Annotated in this window: 14 protein-coding genes and 1 tRNA gene; 7 read left to right on the forward strand and 8 right to left on the reverse strand. The window is 67.6% G+C overall.

Annotated elements, in window-relative coordinates; all coding sequences use genetic code 11:
- Positions 1-80 precede the first annotated feature (80 nt).
- From OHS18_RS24965 to OHS18_RS24980, 4 genes are all read left to right on the forward strand, one after another.
- On the forward strand, positions 81-806 hold the full coding sequence (locus tag OHS18_RS24965) for a DUF2786 domain-containing protein (protein WP_328448673.1): 726 nt from the start codon (positions 81-83) through the stop codon (positions 804-806).
- 235 nt (positions 807-1041) lie between these two features.
- Entirely contained in the window at positions 1042-1386 is a 345-nt protein-coding gene (locus tag OHS18_RS24970) for an ArsR/SmtB family transcription factor (RefSeq protein ID WP_328448672.1), read from the forward strand.
- Positions 1383-1631: a hypothetical protein gene (locus tag OHS18_RS24975; RefSeq protein ID WP_328448670.1), complete on the forward strand. Its 249-nt coding sequence runs from the start codon at positions 1383-1385 to the stop codon at positions 1629-1631. The genes OHS18_RS24970 and OHS18_RS24975 overlap by 4 nt, the downstream gene beginning before the upstream one ends.
- A 112-nt stretch (positions 1632-1743) precedes the next feature.
- Positions 1744-3864 (forward strand): MMPL family transporter, encoded by a 2121-nt coding sequence (locus OHS18_RS24980; protein ID WP_328612592.1) that lies wholly within the window; start codon positions 1744-1746, stop codon positions 3862-3864.
- A 71-nt stretch (positions 3865-3935) separates the two neighbouring features.
- Here OHS18_RS24980 and OHS18_RS24985 read toward each other — a convergent pair whose 3' ends face one another.
- Both OHS18_RS24985 and OHS18_RS24990 read right to left on the reverse strand, forming a co-directional pair.
- Positions 3936-6056, reverse strand: a complete 2121-nt coding sequence (locus OHS18_RS24985) for a putative bifunctional diguanylate cyclase/phosphodiesterase (protein WP_328612593.1) — start codon at positions 6054-6056, stop codon at positions 3936-3938.
- 4 nt (positions 6057-6060) lie between these two features.
- Positions 6061-6921, reverse strand: coding sequence for an SAM-dependent methyltransferase (locus tag OHS18_RS24990; RefSeq protein ID WP_442875273.1), 861 nt, complete (start codon positions 6919-6921; stop codon positions 6061-6063).
- Positions 6922-7103: 182 nt separating this feature from the next.
- On the opposite strand from OHS18_RS24990, the gene OHS18_RS24995 reads away from it, so the two are divergent.
- Positions 7104-8402, forward strand: a complete 1299-nt coding sequence (locus tag OHS18_RS24995) for a cytochrome P450 (protein WP_328612594.1) — start codon at positions 7104-7106, stop codon at positions 8400-8402.
- Between the two features lie 73 nt (positions 8403-8475).
- Complete coding sequence (locus tag OHS18_RS25000; RefSeq protein ID WP_328612595.1) at positions 8476-9411, forward strand: alpha/beta hydrolase; 936 nt, start codon at positions 8476-8478, stop codon at positions 9409-9411.
- Positions 9412-10710: 1299 nt separating this feature from the next.
- Here the strand turns inward: OHS18_RS25000 and OHS18_RS25005 are convergent.
- From OHS18_RS25005 to OHS18_RS25030, 6 genes are all read right to left on the reverse strand, one after another.
- Complete coding sequence (locus OHS18_RS25005; protein ID WP_328612596.1) at positions 10711-11700, reverse strand: DNA adenine methylase; 990 nt, start codon at positions 11698-11700, stop codon at positions 10711-10713.
- Positions 11701-12252: 552 nt separating this feature from the next.
- Positions 12253-12325: transfer RNA gene (locus OHS18_RS25010), tRNA-Ala, on the reverse strand.
- Positions 12326-12378: 53 nt separating this feature from the next.
- On the reverse strand, positions 12379-13272 hold the full coding sequence (sepX, locus tag OHS18_RS25015; protein WP_328612597.1) for a divisome protein SepX/GlpR: 894 nt from the start codon (positions 13270-13272) through the stop codon (positions 12379-12381).
- Positions 13273-13434: 162 nt separating this feature from the next.
- The gene (locus tag OHS18_RS25020) at positions 13435-14103 is read right to left on the reverse strand and encodes a GNAT family N-acetyltransferase (RefSeq protein WP_328448652.1); all 669 of its coding nucleotides are present in this window, start codon (positions 14101-14103) and stop codon (positions 13435-13437) included.
- Positions 14103-15383 carry a molybdotransferase-like divisome protein Glp gene (glp, locus tag OHS18_RS25025; protein ID WP_328448650.1) on the reverse strand — a complete coding sequence of 427 codons (1281 nt, stop codon included), beginning with the start codon at positions 15381-15383 and terminating at the stop codon, positions 14103-14105. Before glp ends, OHS18_RS25020 begins: the two co-directional genes overlap by 1 nt.
- Positions 15380-16285: a UTP--glucose-1-phosphate uridylyltransferase gene (locus OHS18_RS25030; RefSeq protein WP_328612598.1), complete on the reverse strand. Its 906-nt coding sequence runs from the start codon at positions 16283-16285 to the stop codon at positions 15380-15382. Before OHS18_RS25030 ends, glp begins: the two co-directional genes overlap by 4 nt.
- Before the next feature lie 24 nt (positions 16286-16309).
- On the opposite strand from OHS18_RS25030, the gene OHS18_RS25035 reads away from it, so the two are divergent.
- Positions 16310-16900, forward strand: coding sequence for a 5-formyltetrahydrofolate cyclo-ligase (locus OHS18_RS25035; protein WP_328612599.1), 591 nt, complete (start codon positions 16310-16312; stop codon positions 16898-16900).
- Positions 16901-16938: the final 38 nt, after the last annotated feature.

The raw sequence follows: 16938 nt of genomic DNA on the forward strand, positions 1-16938 counted from the left end.
TCCGCCGGCGGAAGCCGCGGCTTCCGCGACACGCTCACCCGGTGCGAGCGCCCGAACACCTGATCGAATAAGCTCCGCCCATGTCCGAGTCAGACCCGCAGCTCGAGCGCATCCGCAAGCTCCTGGCCAAGGCCGAGGACCCGGCGGTCACCGAAGCGGAAGCCGAGGCGTATAACAAGAAGGCCGCCGAGCTCGTCGCCCGGTACGGCATCGACCAGGCGATGCTCGCGGAGACCGGCGCGAGCGTCGACGACATCGGCACGCTCACCATCCCGATGGACGACCCCTACAGCCGGGACAAGGCGAGCCTGCTCACCTCGGTCGCCTACCCGCTGCGCTGCCGGACCCTGCTGCACCGCGTCGGCCAGAAGGTCGAGAGCGTCACGGTGTTCGGCTACCAGTCCGACCTCGGTCGCGTGGAGCTGTTGTTCACCAGCCTCCTGCTGCAGGCGAGCACCCAGCTGAACCGCGTCCGGCCCGGCGGTTTCTTCCCCGGCGAGTCTCTCGCCGCGTACCGGCGCACGTGGCTGCACGGTTTCGCCCGCGCGGTCCACGAACGGCTTTCGCTGGCCGAACAAGAGGCCGTCCGCACGGCCGCGCCCGGCGCGCGCTCGGCGGAACTCGTGGTCCGCGACCGCTCGGCCCTGGTCCAGCACCGCTTCGACGAGGAGTACGGCGACCTGCGCTCGGCCGCGCCCCGGCGCCTGTCCGGCAGCGGTTACCTCGACGGCCACGACGCCGGCACGAAGGCGAACCTCGACCCGTCGGCACTGACGCGGCGGCGAAGGGCCTTGCCCGTCCGCTGAGCGTCGCCGCCATCCCGCGGTCCCGATGCCGGAGCACACGGCCCGCCGCCGGCAGCCCACCCACGAGCGCCCGGGTCGTCAAGGTCTGCCCGTTCACGGGGACGCCGGCGGGTTGGCCGGTGCACTCGTCGACGGCCTGCGTCGAGCCGAACGGCTGGATGAACCGTCTCAGGGATCACCCCGATGGACCTCCGCGCCACCACCTGCTAATTTTTGTTTGCATGTGGAGGACGCCGTGACCGAGCCCACCGGGGACGAGCTCGTCCGGCTGCTGGGGACCCTGGCGAACCCGCACCGGCTGCGGATCGTCGCGGCCTTGCTGGCCGAGCGCGCCTACGTCAGCGAGCTGGCGCGCGAACTGCGGATCAGCCGCGCGCTCCTGCAGGTGCACCTGCGCAAGCTCGAGGCCGCGGGCCTGGTAACGGCCAGCTTCGAGGTCGGCGAAGACGGCAAGACGCTGCGGTTCTACGAGCTCACGCCGTTCTCCGTCGTGCTGACGCCGAAGGCGATCGCGGCCGCCGTGCCGACGCTGACCACACCGGAGTCCGTCCGCGGGGACGGCGAGGAGGGACGGACATGAACTGGCACCAGTGGCAGGAGATCATCGGCGTGACCGGGGTCTTCGTCCTGATCACCGTCGTGCTCACGGTCGGGATCGTGCAGCTCGCCACGAGCTGGCGCGCCAAGGCCGCGCTGGCCCGCGAGCACGAATACCGGTCGCTCGCGGAGAAAGCCGTGCGGACGCAGGAGGAAACCGAACGGCAGCTGCGGGACGTCCAGGACCGCCTGCGGTCCATCGAACACGTGCTCAAGGAGGTCGACTGACCTGAGGCCCTGGACCGCCGAGCGGCAACTCGGCGGCCCAGGAAGAAGAAGCACCCACTCGCCCGAGGGCGAGCTCTCATCGGATCACTCCTTCACGGAAGGACTTTAGTTCATGCTGCCTGCAGGCACGCCCGTGGTCGAACGCGTCGCGCGCTGGTCGACGCACCACCGCGCCGCGGCGATCTTCGGCTGGCTCGCGCTTGTCGCGCTCGCCTGGGTCATCGGCACGTTCACTCCCGGCACCGACGCGCGCTCGAGTCCCGCCGGCGACGCCGGCACCGGCCAAGCGGCCCTCGACCGCCAGGACGCCCGCGAACCGTTCTGGGAAAACGTCCTGGTCCCCCGCGATTCTCCCGCCACCACAACGGACTTGGTGACGGCGCTGGCGGCGTCCGGCGCGGTGGCCGACATCCGCAGCCCACTGGTAGATCCGGCGCAGGTCTCCGCCGACGGCCGGTCCGGCCTGGTCACCTTCCGGCTTCTCGGCACCGGCACCGAAATCCGGGCGAACCTCGTGACGGCGACCGCCGCCGTCGACGCGGTGGCCGCGCGGCACCCGGGTGACCGGCTCGCGCAAGCGGGCGACCTCAGCGTGTCCGGCGCGGTCGACCGGAGCATCAAGGAGGACATCGGCCGGTCCGAGACGCGCTCGCTCCCGCTCACCCTGCTGATCCTGCTGGTCGTGTTCGGGTCGCTGGTCGCGGCGGCGATCCCGGTGCTGCTGGCGGGCACCACCGTGCTCGCGACGTTCGGCCTCCTGTCCGCAGTGGACAACTGGATTCCGGTCAACAGCGCCACTTCCTCGATGACGCTGCTGATCGGGATGGCCGTCGGCGTCGACTATTCGCTGTTCTTCCTGCGCCGCGTCCGGGAAGAACGCGCGCACGGCGTCGAAGAGTCGATCCGGATCGCGGCGCGGACGTCCGGGCACGTGATCGTCGTGTCGGGACTGACGGTCGCGCTGTGCGTGACCGGCCTGCTGTGCACCGGCCTCGACAACCTCCGCGGCCTGACGGTGAGCACCATCCTCGTCGTCGGGCTCGCGGTCCTGGCGTCGGTGACGGTGCTCCCCGCCACGCTCTCACTGCTCGGAGATCGCGTCGACCGCGCGCGAATCCCGTGGCTGGGCCGGCGTCGCACGGTCGCGACGCGCTCGCGGTTCTGGGCCGGCGTCGCGTCGATCGTGACCCGGCGGCCGGCGCTGTGGACCGGGATCGCCGCCGGGCTACTGGTCCTGCTCGCCCTGCCCGCGATCGGGATCCGGCTGCAGGACCCGGCCCCGACCGAAAGCCTGCCGCGCAGCGTCCCGGTGATCGACGCGGCCGCGCGCGTCCAGGAGGCTTTCCCGGGCAGCACCATGCCGGCGCACGTCGTCCTGTGGAGCGACCGCGGCCCGGTCGACACACCCGCGGTCCGCCGGGCGATCGACGAATTCACCGCCCGGACCCCGAAGCCGGCAGTCGTGGTACCCGTGGGTGACGCGCTCGTCGTGCGCGTCCCGCTCGGTGGTTCCGGGAACGACGAAGCGGCCGACCGCACCCTCACGGCGTTGCGGGAAACCCTGCTGCCCCAGACGATCGGCCGGCTCGACGGCGTCCGCTTCGCGGTCGCGGGCCGGACCGCCGAGGCCCACGACTTCACCGCGCAAGTCCTGGATCGGGCGCCCTACGTCTTCGGGTTCATCCTGCTGCTCGCGTTCGTGTTGCTGCTCGTGGTGTTCCGTTCGGTGGTGGTGCCGGCGGTGTCGATCCTGCTCAACCTGCTGTCGGTCGGCGCGGCCTACGGCGTCCTCACGCTGGTGTTCCAGGACGGCTTTCTCGCGCCACTAGTGGGTTTCACCCCCTACGGCGGGGTGCTCGGCTGGCTGCCGATGTTCCTGTTCGTGCTGTTGTTCGGCCTGAGCACCGACTACCACATCTTCATCCTGAGCCGGATCCGCGAACGCCGCCAGGCGGGCCGCCCGGCGCGCGACGCGATCGTCGAAGGCACGGCGGGCAGTTCCGGCGTGGTGACGAGCGCGGCGCTGATCATGACGGGCGTGTTCAGCATCTTCCTGAGCCTCGCGGCGATCGAGTACAAGATGCTGGGCCTGGGCATGGCTTTCGCGATCCTCCTGGACGCGACGGTGGTCCGGGGCGTCCTGCTCCCGGCGGCCCTGTCCCTGTTCGGCGACCGCCTGTGGAACCCGGTAGCACCTCGGGAAGATCCGTCCAGGACGTTTCACTTTTCCTGACAGATCGCCTCCCGCACGGTGACCGGTCATCGCGGCTTTCTTCCGCACCACCACGATGACCGGTCACCGGCTCAGACGAGCAGTTCGACGACCGCGCCCGCTGTGTCGGCCGCGCCGAAGTAGTCGCCGGTGGCCAGGTCCGCGCCGGCGTCCCGCCACCAGTCCGCCTGGCCCGCGGTGTCGATGCCGTCGACGACCAGCGTGGCGCCGACCTGCCGGACCAGGGGCACCAGCTCGCCGAGGAACGTCGAGTCCGTCCACGCCTGCCATTCGGCGAGCCGCCGGGCGACCCGCACGACCCCGACCGGGAGGTCCTCGATCGCCCGCAGGTCGTCCGGCCCCATGCCGAACTCGTCGAGCAGCACGCGGACGCCGAGCCCGGTCAGCGCGGTCAGGTTCTCGACCACCCCGGACGTCCCCAGCGCGCCGACCGGGACCCCGATCATCAGCTGTTCCGGCGGCAGGCCGGAGTCCGCCAGCAGCCCGGTGACGCGGGTGCCCAGCGCCTCGTCCGTCACCTGGTGCTCGGTGAGGCCCGCGACCACGGGCAGCCCGAAGTCCAGGCGCTGGTGCCACCACTCGCCCTGCCGGCTCGCCGTCCGCAGCGCCCAGTCGCCCAGCGGCAGGACGAGCCCGGTCGCTTCGGCCAGCTCGGCACAGCGTTCGTGCGCCAGCGGCTCGCTCGGCCGGTCCCAGTGCAGCCGCGCTTCGACGCCGGCCAGCTCACCGTCCGCAAGCCGCACCATCGGCCGGTACCGCACCTCGATCTCGCCGTTCTCCCACGCCCCGGCCATGCCGACGGCGAGCCCCTGCGCCCGCCGGTCCGCGGCGTCGGCGACCGGGTCGAACATCTTCCACTGCCCGCGCCGCCGGGCCTTGGCCCGCCGCAGCGTCTGGTCCGCCGCGCGCAGCAGCTCACCCGGGTCGATGCCCTTCACCGGCCGGTGCACCACCCCGGCACTGGCCGACAGCGCCAGCCCGTGGCCCTCGACGAAGAACGGCTCGGCGAGCTCGTCGTTGATGGCGCGCACGATGGTGTCGATGGACGGCGTCATCGCCGTGTTCTCGATCAGGATGCCGAACTCGTCGCTGTGGAAGCGGGCGATCATCGCCCGCTCGTGCGCCACGACGGCCTTCAACCGCTGCGCGAAGTGCACGAGCACCCGTTCGCCGACGCGCCGGCCGAGGCTGTTGCAGATCATGCCGAACGCGTCGAGGTCGACGTGGAGCAGCGTGACGCCGTGGACCGGGTCCGCGCGCCGCAGGGCCGCCTCGAGGTGGGTGCCGAAGTACTGGCGGTTCGGCAGGCCGGTCAGGACGTCGTGCAGGGCCTGCCGGCTCAGCTCGCTCTGCAGCAGCATCAGCTCGGTGCCGTCCTCGACCACCACGACGAAGTGCCGGGGCCGGTCACCGGCGTCGCGCAGCAGGGACGCGGTGAGCGAGATGCGCGCGACGTCACCGTCCTTGCGCAGCAGCCGCTGGGACTGCCGGATCCGGTCGCGGCCGCCGTCTTCGAGCAGTGTCTGCATGGCTTCACGGAAGATCTCGACGGAATCCGGGTGCACGAGGTCGTAGAGCCCCATCCCGGTCAGCTCGCCGGAGGGGTGGCCGAGCATGTCGGCGAGCGCGGTGTTGGCCCGCGCGATCCGGCCGTCGAGCCGGACGACCGCGATGCCGCTCGCCGACGACGTGACCACCTCGTCGAAGCGCGCTTCGCTCTCCTTGAGGTTCCACTGCGCGTCCCGCACCGCCTTGAGCAGCGACAGGTGCATGATCTCCTGCTGGTCGAGGACGCTGCGTTCGTGCGCGAGCAGGAAGCCGCAGGACAATGCGCCCAGCCCGAGCACGATCCGCTCGGCGAACCGGTCCGGCGGCTGGAGTTCCGCCAGCGCCGGCAACCCCTTTCCGAGGACGTCGAGCGTGCACCGCAGGCCCGGCTCGCCGACGTAGCCGAGCGACACCAGCCGTTGCCCGATCCGCTCCGCGGCCGAGGTGCCCGCCGGCCGCTCCAGCAGGTGCGCGCAGAAGGCGTCGAGCAGGCCGCGCAGTTCTTCCTCGAGCCCTTCGCGGCTCAGTGACACGACGGTGACGCCACTGAGCAGATACGCCCACTTGCGGGCGAGCAGGTTCCGCTCGCGCGCCGGATCGGACGTATCCGCCGAACCGTCCGGCCGGTGATCGGGTTTCGCCATTTATTCAGCCTTGCTGTGCTTTCGCTCGCGCGGATCGGTCACCGTCGGCGTTCTTGCTGCCGATTCCCGCGTAAACCAGTGTGTTCATGTCGGCGGTCCCGGAGATGTCCGACGGACCGGTCGGCCGCCATTCGCCGCACCCGACCAGACCGGGTTCGACGATTTCGAATCCGGCGAACAACGCGGTCACTTCTTCGTGCGTTCGCAATGTCACCTGGTCCGGGCTCCGGCTTTCCTTGATCGCGTCGGTCGCTTCGGTGAGGTTCTCGCCCTGGTGGTCACCCGTGACGTGGGTGACGGCGAGAAAACTGCCGTCCGCCAGGGCCGCGCGGTAGCGGCCGACGAGCTCGCGCGGCCCGGACTCGTCCGGGATCCAGTGCAGCATCAGCAACATCAGCAACCCGAGCGGCTCGTCGAGGTCGAGCAGGCCGCGGACCTGCGGGGAGTCGAGGATCTTCTCGGGGTCACGCATGTCGGCCCGCACGATCGCGGCGTGATCGTTGCCCGCCAGCAGCAGTTCGCTGTGCGCGACCGCCACCGGGTCGCGATCCACGTACACCACCCGGCATTCCGGGTCGCAGGCCTGCGCCACCTCGTGCACGTTCGCCACCGTCGGGATCCCCGAGCCGACGTCGAGGAACTGCCGGATCCCGTGGCCGACCATGAACCGCACCGCGCGCCCGAGGAACGCGCGGTTCACGCGCGCGGCCTCGCGCAGGCCGGGCATCACGTGCTCGATCTGCGCGCCCACGGCGCGATCGACGGCGAAGTTGTGCCGTCCCCCCAGCATGAAGTCGTAGGTGCGCGCCATGCTCGGCACGGAGATGTCGACACCCGGTGGCACCCATTCCGGTGATCGTGTCACAGAGAACACCTTCTAGTCACATCGGGAATGGCCCCGAGTTTAGCCATCCCGCGCGGTTCCCTCGCTGCGCCATATGCGTGACCGCAGACCACCCGTTCGGGCACTGTCACGCTCGACCGGACGCGCCTACCGTAGGCCGTCTCGTTGGCGGAATCCACACAATGGCGTAACGAGGAGTCCTCATGACCGTCCCGGTCGCACCGGGCCGGTGGCCTTTTCTCGGGCACACCCCGGCGCTCCTTCGGCGACGCTTCGTATTCACCGACGCATTGCACGAACACGGCGAGATCGTCAAAATCTACCTCGGCCCGGCACCCACCTACTTCGTCACCAGTCCACGGCTGAGTCACGAAGTGCTGGTCACGGCCGGGCCGAAGTTCCGCAAGGGCGCCATGTTCGACAAGTTCCGGCCGTTCGTCGGGAATGGCCTGGTGCTTTCGAACGGTGACTTCCACATGCGGCAGCGGCGGCTGATGCAGCCGGCGTTCCACCGCGACCGCTTGACCGCGTACGTGGAAACCATGCGCCGCGCGGCCGCCGAACTGGGCGACTCGTGGCAGCCGGGCGAAGTGCGGAAGATCGACGAAGACCTGCAGGGCCTGGCGGTGACGATCGTCGGCGAGGCCCTGTTCTCCACCGAGCTCGGGAAAGAGGCGATCGCCGAAGCACGCCGTTCCATCTATCTGATCATCCAGCAGGGAATGATTCGCGCGCTGTCGCCGAAGTTCGTCGAAAAACTGCCGATTCCCGGAAACCGCCGGTTCGACGAGGCCATCACCCGGATGCAGGCGATCGTGCTGGAGGTGATCCGCGAGTGGCGGGCCGACGGCGTCGACCGCGGTGACCTGCTGTCGATGCTGCTGCTGGCCGGCATGACCGACGAGCAAGCGCGCGACGAGGTCCTCACCCTGCTCACCGCCGGAATCGAGACGACCGCGCTCGCGCTGGCCTGGACGTTCCACGAGCTCGGCCGCAACCCCGACGTGGAGGCGCGGGTGCACGCCGAAGTCGACGAGGTACTGGCCGGCCGCCCGGTCACCGGCGACGACCTGCACCGGCTGGTCTACGTCCGGCAGGTCGTCGACGAGGTGCTGCGCCAGTACCCGCTCTGGATGCTGATGCGCCGGACCCTCACCGAAGTCCGGCTCGGCGACGAGCGGCTGCCGGAGGGGGCCGAGGTGATCGTCAGCCCGCACGCCCTGCACCACGATCCCGCCAGCTTCGAGGCTCCCGGGCGGTTCGATCCCGACCGCTGGTCGCCGGAGCGCGCGAAGCAGCTGCCGAAGGGTGCGTTCATCCCGTTCGGGGCGGGCTCCCGGCAGTGTGTCGGGAACGTCTTCGCCCAGAACGAAATCGTCATCACCGTGGCCACGGTGGCCGCGCGCTGGCGGCTGGTCCCGGTCCCGGGCCGGCCGGTGCGCGTCAAGTTCACCTCCGCCGCGTACCCCGAAAGCCTGCCGATGACGGCAGTCCGTCGCTAGTTGGAGGTAGTTCTCCTTGCTTCGCCAAGCTTTCCGCCGCCTTTGTGCTGCCCTGCTCCTGATCGCGGCGGCGATGTCCGTACCGATCCCGGCCCACGCGGACACGGTCACCTGCCAGGACCTGTACGTCCCGGTCGCGCTGGGCCGAATGCACGGCCGCCTCTGCGCGCCGTCCCAGGCCGAGACGGTGGTGGTCCTGATCCCCGGCGGCACGTACAACGCGTCCTACTGGGACATCGCCTACACGCCGGAGCTGCGTTCGTTCCGCCTGGCGATGAACCAGGCCGGCGTAGCGACCCTCGCGGTCGACCGCATGGGCACGGGCTCGAGCTCCCAGCCCCTGAGCGCCCTCTTGTCGGCAACAGCCCAAGCGAACGCGGTCCACCAGGTGATCCAGTCGATCCGCACGCGCTTCACGAAGGTGATCGTCGGCGGTCACTCGATCGGCTCGGCGATGGCGATGATCGAGGCCGGAACCTTCCACGACGTCGACGGCGTCCTGGTGACGGACATGACGCACCGGATGAACTACGTCACCGTGATCCCGGTGCTGGCCAACATGATCCCGGCACCCCTGGACCCCCGGCTCGGCAGCCGCGGCCTGGACGCGGGCTACCTGACGACGTCCCCGGGAACCCGCTACACGGCGTTCCACACCCCCGGCCCGAACGACCCGGGCGCGATCGCGTACGACGAGTCCACAAAGGACGTCTTCGCGGTGACGGAGGCGGTGGACACGATCGCGATGACCACGGTGGTCATCCCGGCTTCCCAGCAGATCACGGTCCCGGTGTTCCTGGTGGTGGGCGACGACCCGCACTTCTGCGGCCCCCTGGCGAGCGACTGCTCGTCGCCGGAGGCGCTGCGGGCTTCGGAGGCCCCGTTCTTCGCCCCGGCGGCGCGCCTGCAAACGTACATCCTGAACGGCTACGGCCACGCGATCAACTACGCCCCGAACGCCGGAACGTACTTCACCCAGGTGACGAACTGGCTCCAGACCGTTTCCTGACAGGCAGAAAGAGGACAAGGAATTGCCAGTTCGATGACACCGACGCACGCCGGTTGCCACACTTGTTTCCCCTGGATCACAAGCCAGACAATAAGCACAGATACAATCCAAAATTCCAGGAAAAACGAGAACGCCAAGCCATTCCGCAAATGCTAGCTTGCTAATTTTAACTCAATCTACCGCCAATTTCGAATTACCCAAGGGGAGCCTGGAGGACACCCCGAAAGAGGGGGCATAGGTGCATCCGAGTAAGCTGATTTAACTAATCCACCCCACATCCCCCATGCGTCAAGTCCATCCAGTTTTGACCCGCCATGACCACTCACATCAGACCAAGACTGACGTCTGCAAACAAACCGAGGATTCCCGCTGACGGGCAAGCAACGGACACCGAAGTAGCCACTCCTCCACTTGCAGGTTTGCGTCAAGTAATTCGAGAATCCAAGTAAAACTCTAACTGAATTCATTAACCGCCCGAATTGTCACTCCAAAAATTTCTTCCACGCTAATTTCTGTATAGATATTTTCCGCTTTCGAGCTTCTTCACTAAGGCGATCTGCAATTTCAGTCTCATCACCCTGAAAGACCAGGTTTATCCTGCGCTCGGGTCGAGTTTCGACGTGATCATACTCCTCAGGGGACGCCCAAAAACATTTCATGCACGTAGCGGAATCTCGAATCGTCCAGTTGGGACAATGCTCACACGACCAAGACTTCGAGCGATTATCTGAAGCGCAAAGAGGCATATAGTCAGCGAGGTTAAGGTCGTCGGGGTCACCGGCAATTTCAAATGGAACCCGGTGGTCACACTGCAGTTCTCGACCCTCAAATTTACCTGCACATATAGCACATATATAATTATGTTCCGCATTTACTGAGTCGCGAAACTTTTTTGGTATACTAACGCGACCGGCCCGCCCAACGGACATTTGCTCGACGAGCGTATAACTAGCAATGCGTTTGCCGGTACTGTTCCTAACTGAGGCTGACTGCACGGTCACGCCAGCGTCTCGCAAATCTCTGATAGCACGCGGCGGATGCTCATACCCCATCGCCGAAAGTTGCTCCGTTGTCAACGTCTCATACTCAAGCAAATGATCACGAGCCCGAGCTGCGCGCTTGGACATCGACAGCCTCATGATCCAAACAACAAAATCATCACCGTACTGAGCCTTCACGCCACCATTCACAGACCCATCATAGTACATGTACTCGATTGACAGGAATAATAACTGCCAAGAACTTCGCTACGCACTGTCGGGTAACATTTTTGGATGTCAGATCGACAGAAGTCAACAACTAACGCACGACCGAAAATAATGCGTCTTGCGACATAGGCTCGAGACCCAGGCCAAGGCAGGAATCGACCCTATCGGGGCCACCAAGGCGTTCCATCAGCGCAGGTGAGACATACAGAGATTCCACAGTAGTTTGACTCTTACCCATAAGCGTAGCTTGAGAGGAGAGACCCGCCACGATGTGGCGGTGAGTAAGTCCAAGTTCCGACGGGAGCGCATAGCCGTATTTGTTGTCATCAGTCACGACATCATATGAAACAACAAAAGAGACTTTGTTGTCCACGGCTTTCTGCAAGACATCAACGAAGACATCACGCTGCAGCCCTTTGAGGTAGCGATGATCTGGCACATCACTTGTGCCTTGGTAAGGCGGGTCGAGATACACAAGATCATCCGCATCAGCGTTCACCAGCGGCTCCTCGTAACCACAGGCTTCCACTTTAGCGCCCTGCATTAACCCCGAAGCCGCAGCAATACGCATAGCTATATTGTGCGGCTTCGCACCAAGGCGCCTATGATCCGCACCTTGATTAAAGTCACCAGTCTTCTGACTGTAGCGTACAGCAGCTTTAACACACCTGCACAGGAGATACAGTAAAAGCGCGGGCTCGTGCGTAGCATTGAACTTGTCTCGAATCGACAGATAGTACCCACGTGGGTCAGCAAGCTGCTCATTCCACATACGCGCGTATTCGCCGACAAGCCGCTCCGGATCTTCAATGATCAGCCGCCACATTTCCATAAGCGGTTCATTGACATCAGAAAGTAATATCGAAGAGGCTAGCCCATAGTAGCGAGCCGCTAACGAAATCGCTCCCGATCCCGCGAACGGCTCAATCAACCGGGAGACACCACCATCAGGAAAAAGCGAAAGGATTTGCGGCGCAAGCAATCGCTTACTTCCCTGATAAGGGAATGCTTGCGGAACGGACTTTGGACCAGCCGTCTTCCAGGGCATTTCAGTACTCGCAGTACTGGACACAACAGTCACCTGCCTATCGTAACGTGATCAGCCATGCCATACCGGGACTCTGTCCGGCATGTCCGAGTGACCACTAGCTCCTTCGCATGAGGATGCGGCGCAACTAGTCTAACCAGCCTTCAGTATCAAAGCAGCAGTTACATACTTCAAGAGGCAAGCTGGGCGACCCCGCAGTCGAACGATCAGACCTGCAACGAACTGCCAGCATGTCTCAATGAGTCAACGCACGGAGTACCAGCTAGAACGCGCGGGACGAGTGCTGCAGTTGCTATCTACGACCAGCTCCACTTGTGGCTCGACCGCGCAGGGAAAGGTTGGGTCTGCAGTCTGCAAGAACCCGACTAACTGTCAAGTCTTGCCCGCCCGTGGACTTGGACGCACCTCGGCTGCGGGCGGCGTGTCCAGGCCGAGCGAAGAAGACGGGGCACCGACCATCTCAGACTGTCTCGCAAGATCTGCTCGCCAACGAAATGATGCGAACTGATTGGCACGGGTCCGAACCAAAGCTAGGCCGCCCGACGCTACCACAGACATCGGACCATCTAAAGCAAGTACTTCAAGTGGAGCTGAGGGGAATCGAACCCCTGACCTTCTCGATGCGAACGAGACGCGCTACCAACTGCGCTACAGCCCCTTGATCGTGCTCGTAGAGCATAGCAGTGCCCTACGAGCACATCACGCGGGGGGTCACTCGCCTACCGCGCGTCGATAAGGGCCGGTCCCGGGCTCGTCGAGCTCTTCGAACGCCGGGTCTTCGTCGTCCAGGTCGACGACGACCGCGCTGCGGCGGATGCGGGATGTCGGCGACGGGCGGCGCTCGACGATCTCGCGGCGGGCCGGCTCGACGACCTCCACATCGTCGACGTCGTCGACCTCGTCCTCCAGTTCGTCCTGAACCGGAGCCGAAGTGGAAGCCGCATACGTGGACGAGGACGAAGGCCGAGGCTCGGACGGGCGTCGCGGGGCGCGGGTGCTGTTGAACCGCGCGAGGCGGCGCTGGCGGATCTCCTCCTCGATGCGCACCTGGCGGCGCAGGTAGACGAGGTACCCGACCAGCACGACGTCGGCGAGCGCGTGGCCCCACCAGACGAGTGGCATCAGGAAGCCGGCGACGGCCGCCGTGATCACCGCGATGACGAGCAGGATGACGACGATGCGCTGCCGGAAGCTGTACTTCGCACGGGCCGCGATCTCCGCGGCCTCGGGGTCGAAGCCGCCGCGGCCCGGGCGGTAGCCGGCCCGTTCGCGTTCGGCCCGCTCCGCCCGCTCGGCGCGGGTCGGCTGCGGGAGCGGCTCCGGCTCCTCTTCGTCGAAGTCGTCGTCGAGCTCGAGGTCCGCCTCCAGCTCCGCGAGGTCGTCCTCGACCGAGGGCCGGGACTTCACGAGATTGGACTTGACGGGACTGTCGGACATGGCGAATTCCTCCCGGTCTTCGTTGCGTCCACCACCACTGCGCACGACCCTGGCCGCCAACGCGGAGTCAGCGGTCCTCGCGACCTGCTGCCGCCGACGCGCGACCATGGGCACGAGAACGACGAGCCATGCCGCGGCGAGCGCGACGATGATCACGGAGCTGGGCATCTCCCGTCACCTCCCCCGATCCTTCACCTGAAATCACGCTAGTCACAGGAGTAACAGATCGGACGGAGGCTCGCCGGGTTGGATCACGGAAATGCCTCACCGGATTAGGTGAATCTCACAGCATGTGGTAACGCGCTCACAACCCCGGATGGGTAATCACCGTCAGGCGTAGTCCGCACGCCCCGCCGAGACCAGCCGCGACACCAGCCCGGCGCCGGTCTCCTCGCGGGTGACGGCGAAGCAGTAGTGGTCCCTCCAGGCGCCGGCGACGTCGAGGTAGCGCTCGAACAGCCCCTCCTGCCGGTACCCTGCTTTGGTGAGAACCCGCAGGCTGGCTGCGTTCTCGGGGCGCACGGTGGCCTCCAGCCGGTGCAGCCCGGCCGCGGCGAAGGCGTGGTCGGTGACGAGCGCGACAGCGGCCGTCGCGACCCCGCCACGCACGATTTCGGACGAGACCCAATAGCCGATCCAGGCGGACCGCAGCGACGCGCGGACGACGTTACCGACAGTGATCTGGCCGGCCAGACGACCGTCGAGGGTGATCGTGAACGGCAGGCACTGACCACGCCGTGCGAGCGACCGCAGCGCCGCCCACTGCGACGGCCACGACCAGAAAGCGTTGCGTTCGGGCCACGGCCCGACGCCGGTCGGCTCCCACATCTCGAGGTGCGCGCGGTCCCGGAGCCGGATCCGGCTCCACTCGCCGGCGTCGCGCAGCCGGACCGGCCGGATCGCGACCTCGCCCGCAGGCACCCGCAGCGGGCCGAGCCGCGCCGGCCAGCCCGGGTGCCGGCTCTCGACCGGGTAGGAGACGCCCGACACGGAGTTCATCAGGCCCGTTGCGCCAGGAAGGTGACCTGCACCTGCTCGCCCGCGGCGACCTCGGTCATCTCCTCCGGCACGTTGATGAGGCAGTTCGCTTCGGCCAGCGACGCGAGCAGGTGCGCCCCGGACTGGCCGAGCGGCTGGACCAGGTACTCACCGTTGGCCTCGTCGCGCAGGAGCTGCCCGCGCAGGAAGCCGCGCCGGCCCTCGGTCGACGTGATCGGCGACAGCAGCCGCGCGCCGACGATCCGCCGGTGCGGGTTGCGCGTGCCGCGGGCCGCCCGGATGAGCGGCCGCACGAGCACCTCGAACACCACCAGCGCGCTCATCGGGTTGCCCGGGAGCAGGAACGTCGGCACCGAGTCGGGACCGAGCCGGCCGAACCCCTGGACCGAGCCGGGGTGCATCGCGATGCGCGTCGCGTCGATCCGGCCGAGGTCGGACAGCGCCGAGTGGACGTCGTCACCGGTGCTGCCGCCGGCACCGCCGGCGACGACCACGATCTCCGACATCAGCAGCCGGCCTTCGACGATCTCCCGCAGCCGCTTCGGCTCGCTCGACACGATGCCGACCCGGCTGACCTCGGCGCCCGCGTCGCGCGCGGCCGCGGCCAGCGCGTAGGAGTTGACGTCGTAGACCTGCCCGACCGACGGCGTCCGGTCGATGTCGACCAGTTCGTCGCCGACCGACACGATCGAGACCCGCGGCCGCGGGTAGACCAGCACCTTCGCGCGCCCGACAGCGGCGAGCAGGCCGACCTGCGCCGACCCGATCGTGTCACCGCTGCGGACCGCGACGTCACCGATCTGGACGTCTTCGCCGGCCCGGCGCACGTACCCCGCCGAGGGCACCGAGCGGTGCACCGTGACCTTGGCCTGGTGCCCGTCGGTGTAGGCGAGCGGCACGACGGCGTCGGCCAGCGTCGGCAGCGGCGCGCCGGTGTCGACGCGCACCGCCTGGCCCGGCTGGAGCCGCCGCGGCTGGCGCGAGCCGGCCGCGATCTCGCCGACCACCGGCAGCTGCACCGGTTCCTGCCCGGCCGTGCGCACGTCGACGCTGCGCACCGCGTACCCGTCGACCGCCGCCTGGTCGAACCCGGGCAGCGCGTGCTCGGCGACCACCTCCTCGGCGCAGAGCAGCCCCTGGGCCTCGGAGATCGCCACCCGCACCGGCCGGGGCCGGACGGCGGCGTCCAGCGTCATCGCGATCTGCGACTCGACCGAGCGGAACTCGGCCTCCTCGTCCTCGGCCACTTCGGGCCGTGCCGCGTCGAGGGATTCCGTCATGGGCGATCTGTCCCGATCCGTTCCGTCAGCCACGCCCGTAAAGATGGACCGTACTCGGGCGTTTCGAGCGCGAAATCGACCGCGGCGCGCAGGAAACCACCCGGATTCCCCAGGTCGTGGCGTCCGCCGCGGTGCACGACGATGTGCACGGGGTGTCCTTCGGTGATCAGCAGCGCGACCGCGTCGGTCAGCTGGAGCTCGCCGCCGGAGCCCGGGGTGATGCGCTTCAGCGCGTCGAAGATCGCCCGGTCCAGCAGGTAACGGCCGGCCGCGGCGTAGGTCGACGGCGCGTCCTCCGGCTTCGGCTTCTCGACCATGCCGTGCACCTGCTTGACGTCTTCGTCATCGGTGTCGGTGACGTCGAAGACGCCGTACGGCGAGATCTCGGCCTTCGGGATGTCGAACGCGCAGAGCACGCTGCCCCCGTGCTTGGCCCGCACCTCGCTCATCCGCTCGAGCACGCCGGTCGGCAGCACGATGTCGTCCGGCAGCAGCACCGCGACGGCCTCGTCCTCGAGCGTCAGGTTCGGCTCGGCCTGCGCGACGGCGTGGCCGAGGCCGAGCGCCTGCTCCTGGATCGCGGTCTCGACGGCCAGCAGGGCGGGGCCGCGCCGGACCTTGGCCAGCAGCTCGGTCTTGCCCTTGGCCTCGAGGTTCGCCTCCAGCTCGGGCTGGTCCTCGAAGTACTTGACGACGGCTTCCTTGCCCGGCGAGGTCACGATGACCAGGCGTTCCGCGCCGGCGGCGGCGGCCTCGGCCGCGACCAGCTCGATCCCCGGCGTGTCCACCACGGGCAGCAGTTCCTTGGGCACGGCCTTCGTCGCCGGCAGGAAGCGTGTCCCGAGGCCGGCGGCAGGCACGATAGCGGTTCTGAACGTCTTGGAGGTTGCGGCGCCCGTCATGGGCGCAAAGCCTAACGTGAGGCCATGCATGCGCTGGGCAATGAGCACCTGAGCAAGGCGGAGTGGCGTACCCGGCTTACGCGCGCGCGAGCCGGGCAGACTGCCGAATCGCACGCCCACGAGGCTTCGGCGCTGGTCAGCGCGGTGTCGAAGGTCACAGCCACGACCGTGTGCGCGTACCTGCCCTTCGGCACCGAACCGGGCACGACGGCGCTCGTCGACGCGCTGGCCGCCGGCGGCGCGCGGGTCCTGCTGCCGGTCATCGCCCCGAAGCCGGGTCCGCTGGACTGGGCCGAGTACACCGGCGAGGCCGATCTTGCGCCCGGGCGGCTGCGCGGCATCCTCGAGCCGATGGGGAAACGCCTGGGTGTCGACGCCGTGGGCGCGGCCGAGCTGGTCCTGGTACCCGCGCTGGCCGTGGACCGGCAGGGTGTCCGGCTGGGCCGCGGCGCCGGCCACTACGATCGCTCGCTGGTGTTCGCCGCGGCCGGGGCGCGCCTGCTCGCCGTCGTCCGCGACGAAGAGCTGGTCGACCGGCTGCCCGGACAACCTCACGACGTGCGGATGAGCGGCGTCTTGACCCCTGGTCGAGGCGTGCTCGACCTGCCGATGTGAGCAACGAGGAATTGCTTTCGGGGAATGGTTTCAAGCAC

It is taken from the genome of Amycolatopsis sp. NBC_00355 (genome assembly GCF_036104975.1).
In the GTDB taxonomy this organism is placed as follows: domain Bacteria; phylum Actinomycetota; class Actinomycetes; order Mycobacteriales; family Pseudonocardiaceae; genus Amycolatopsis.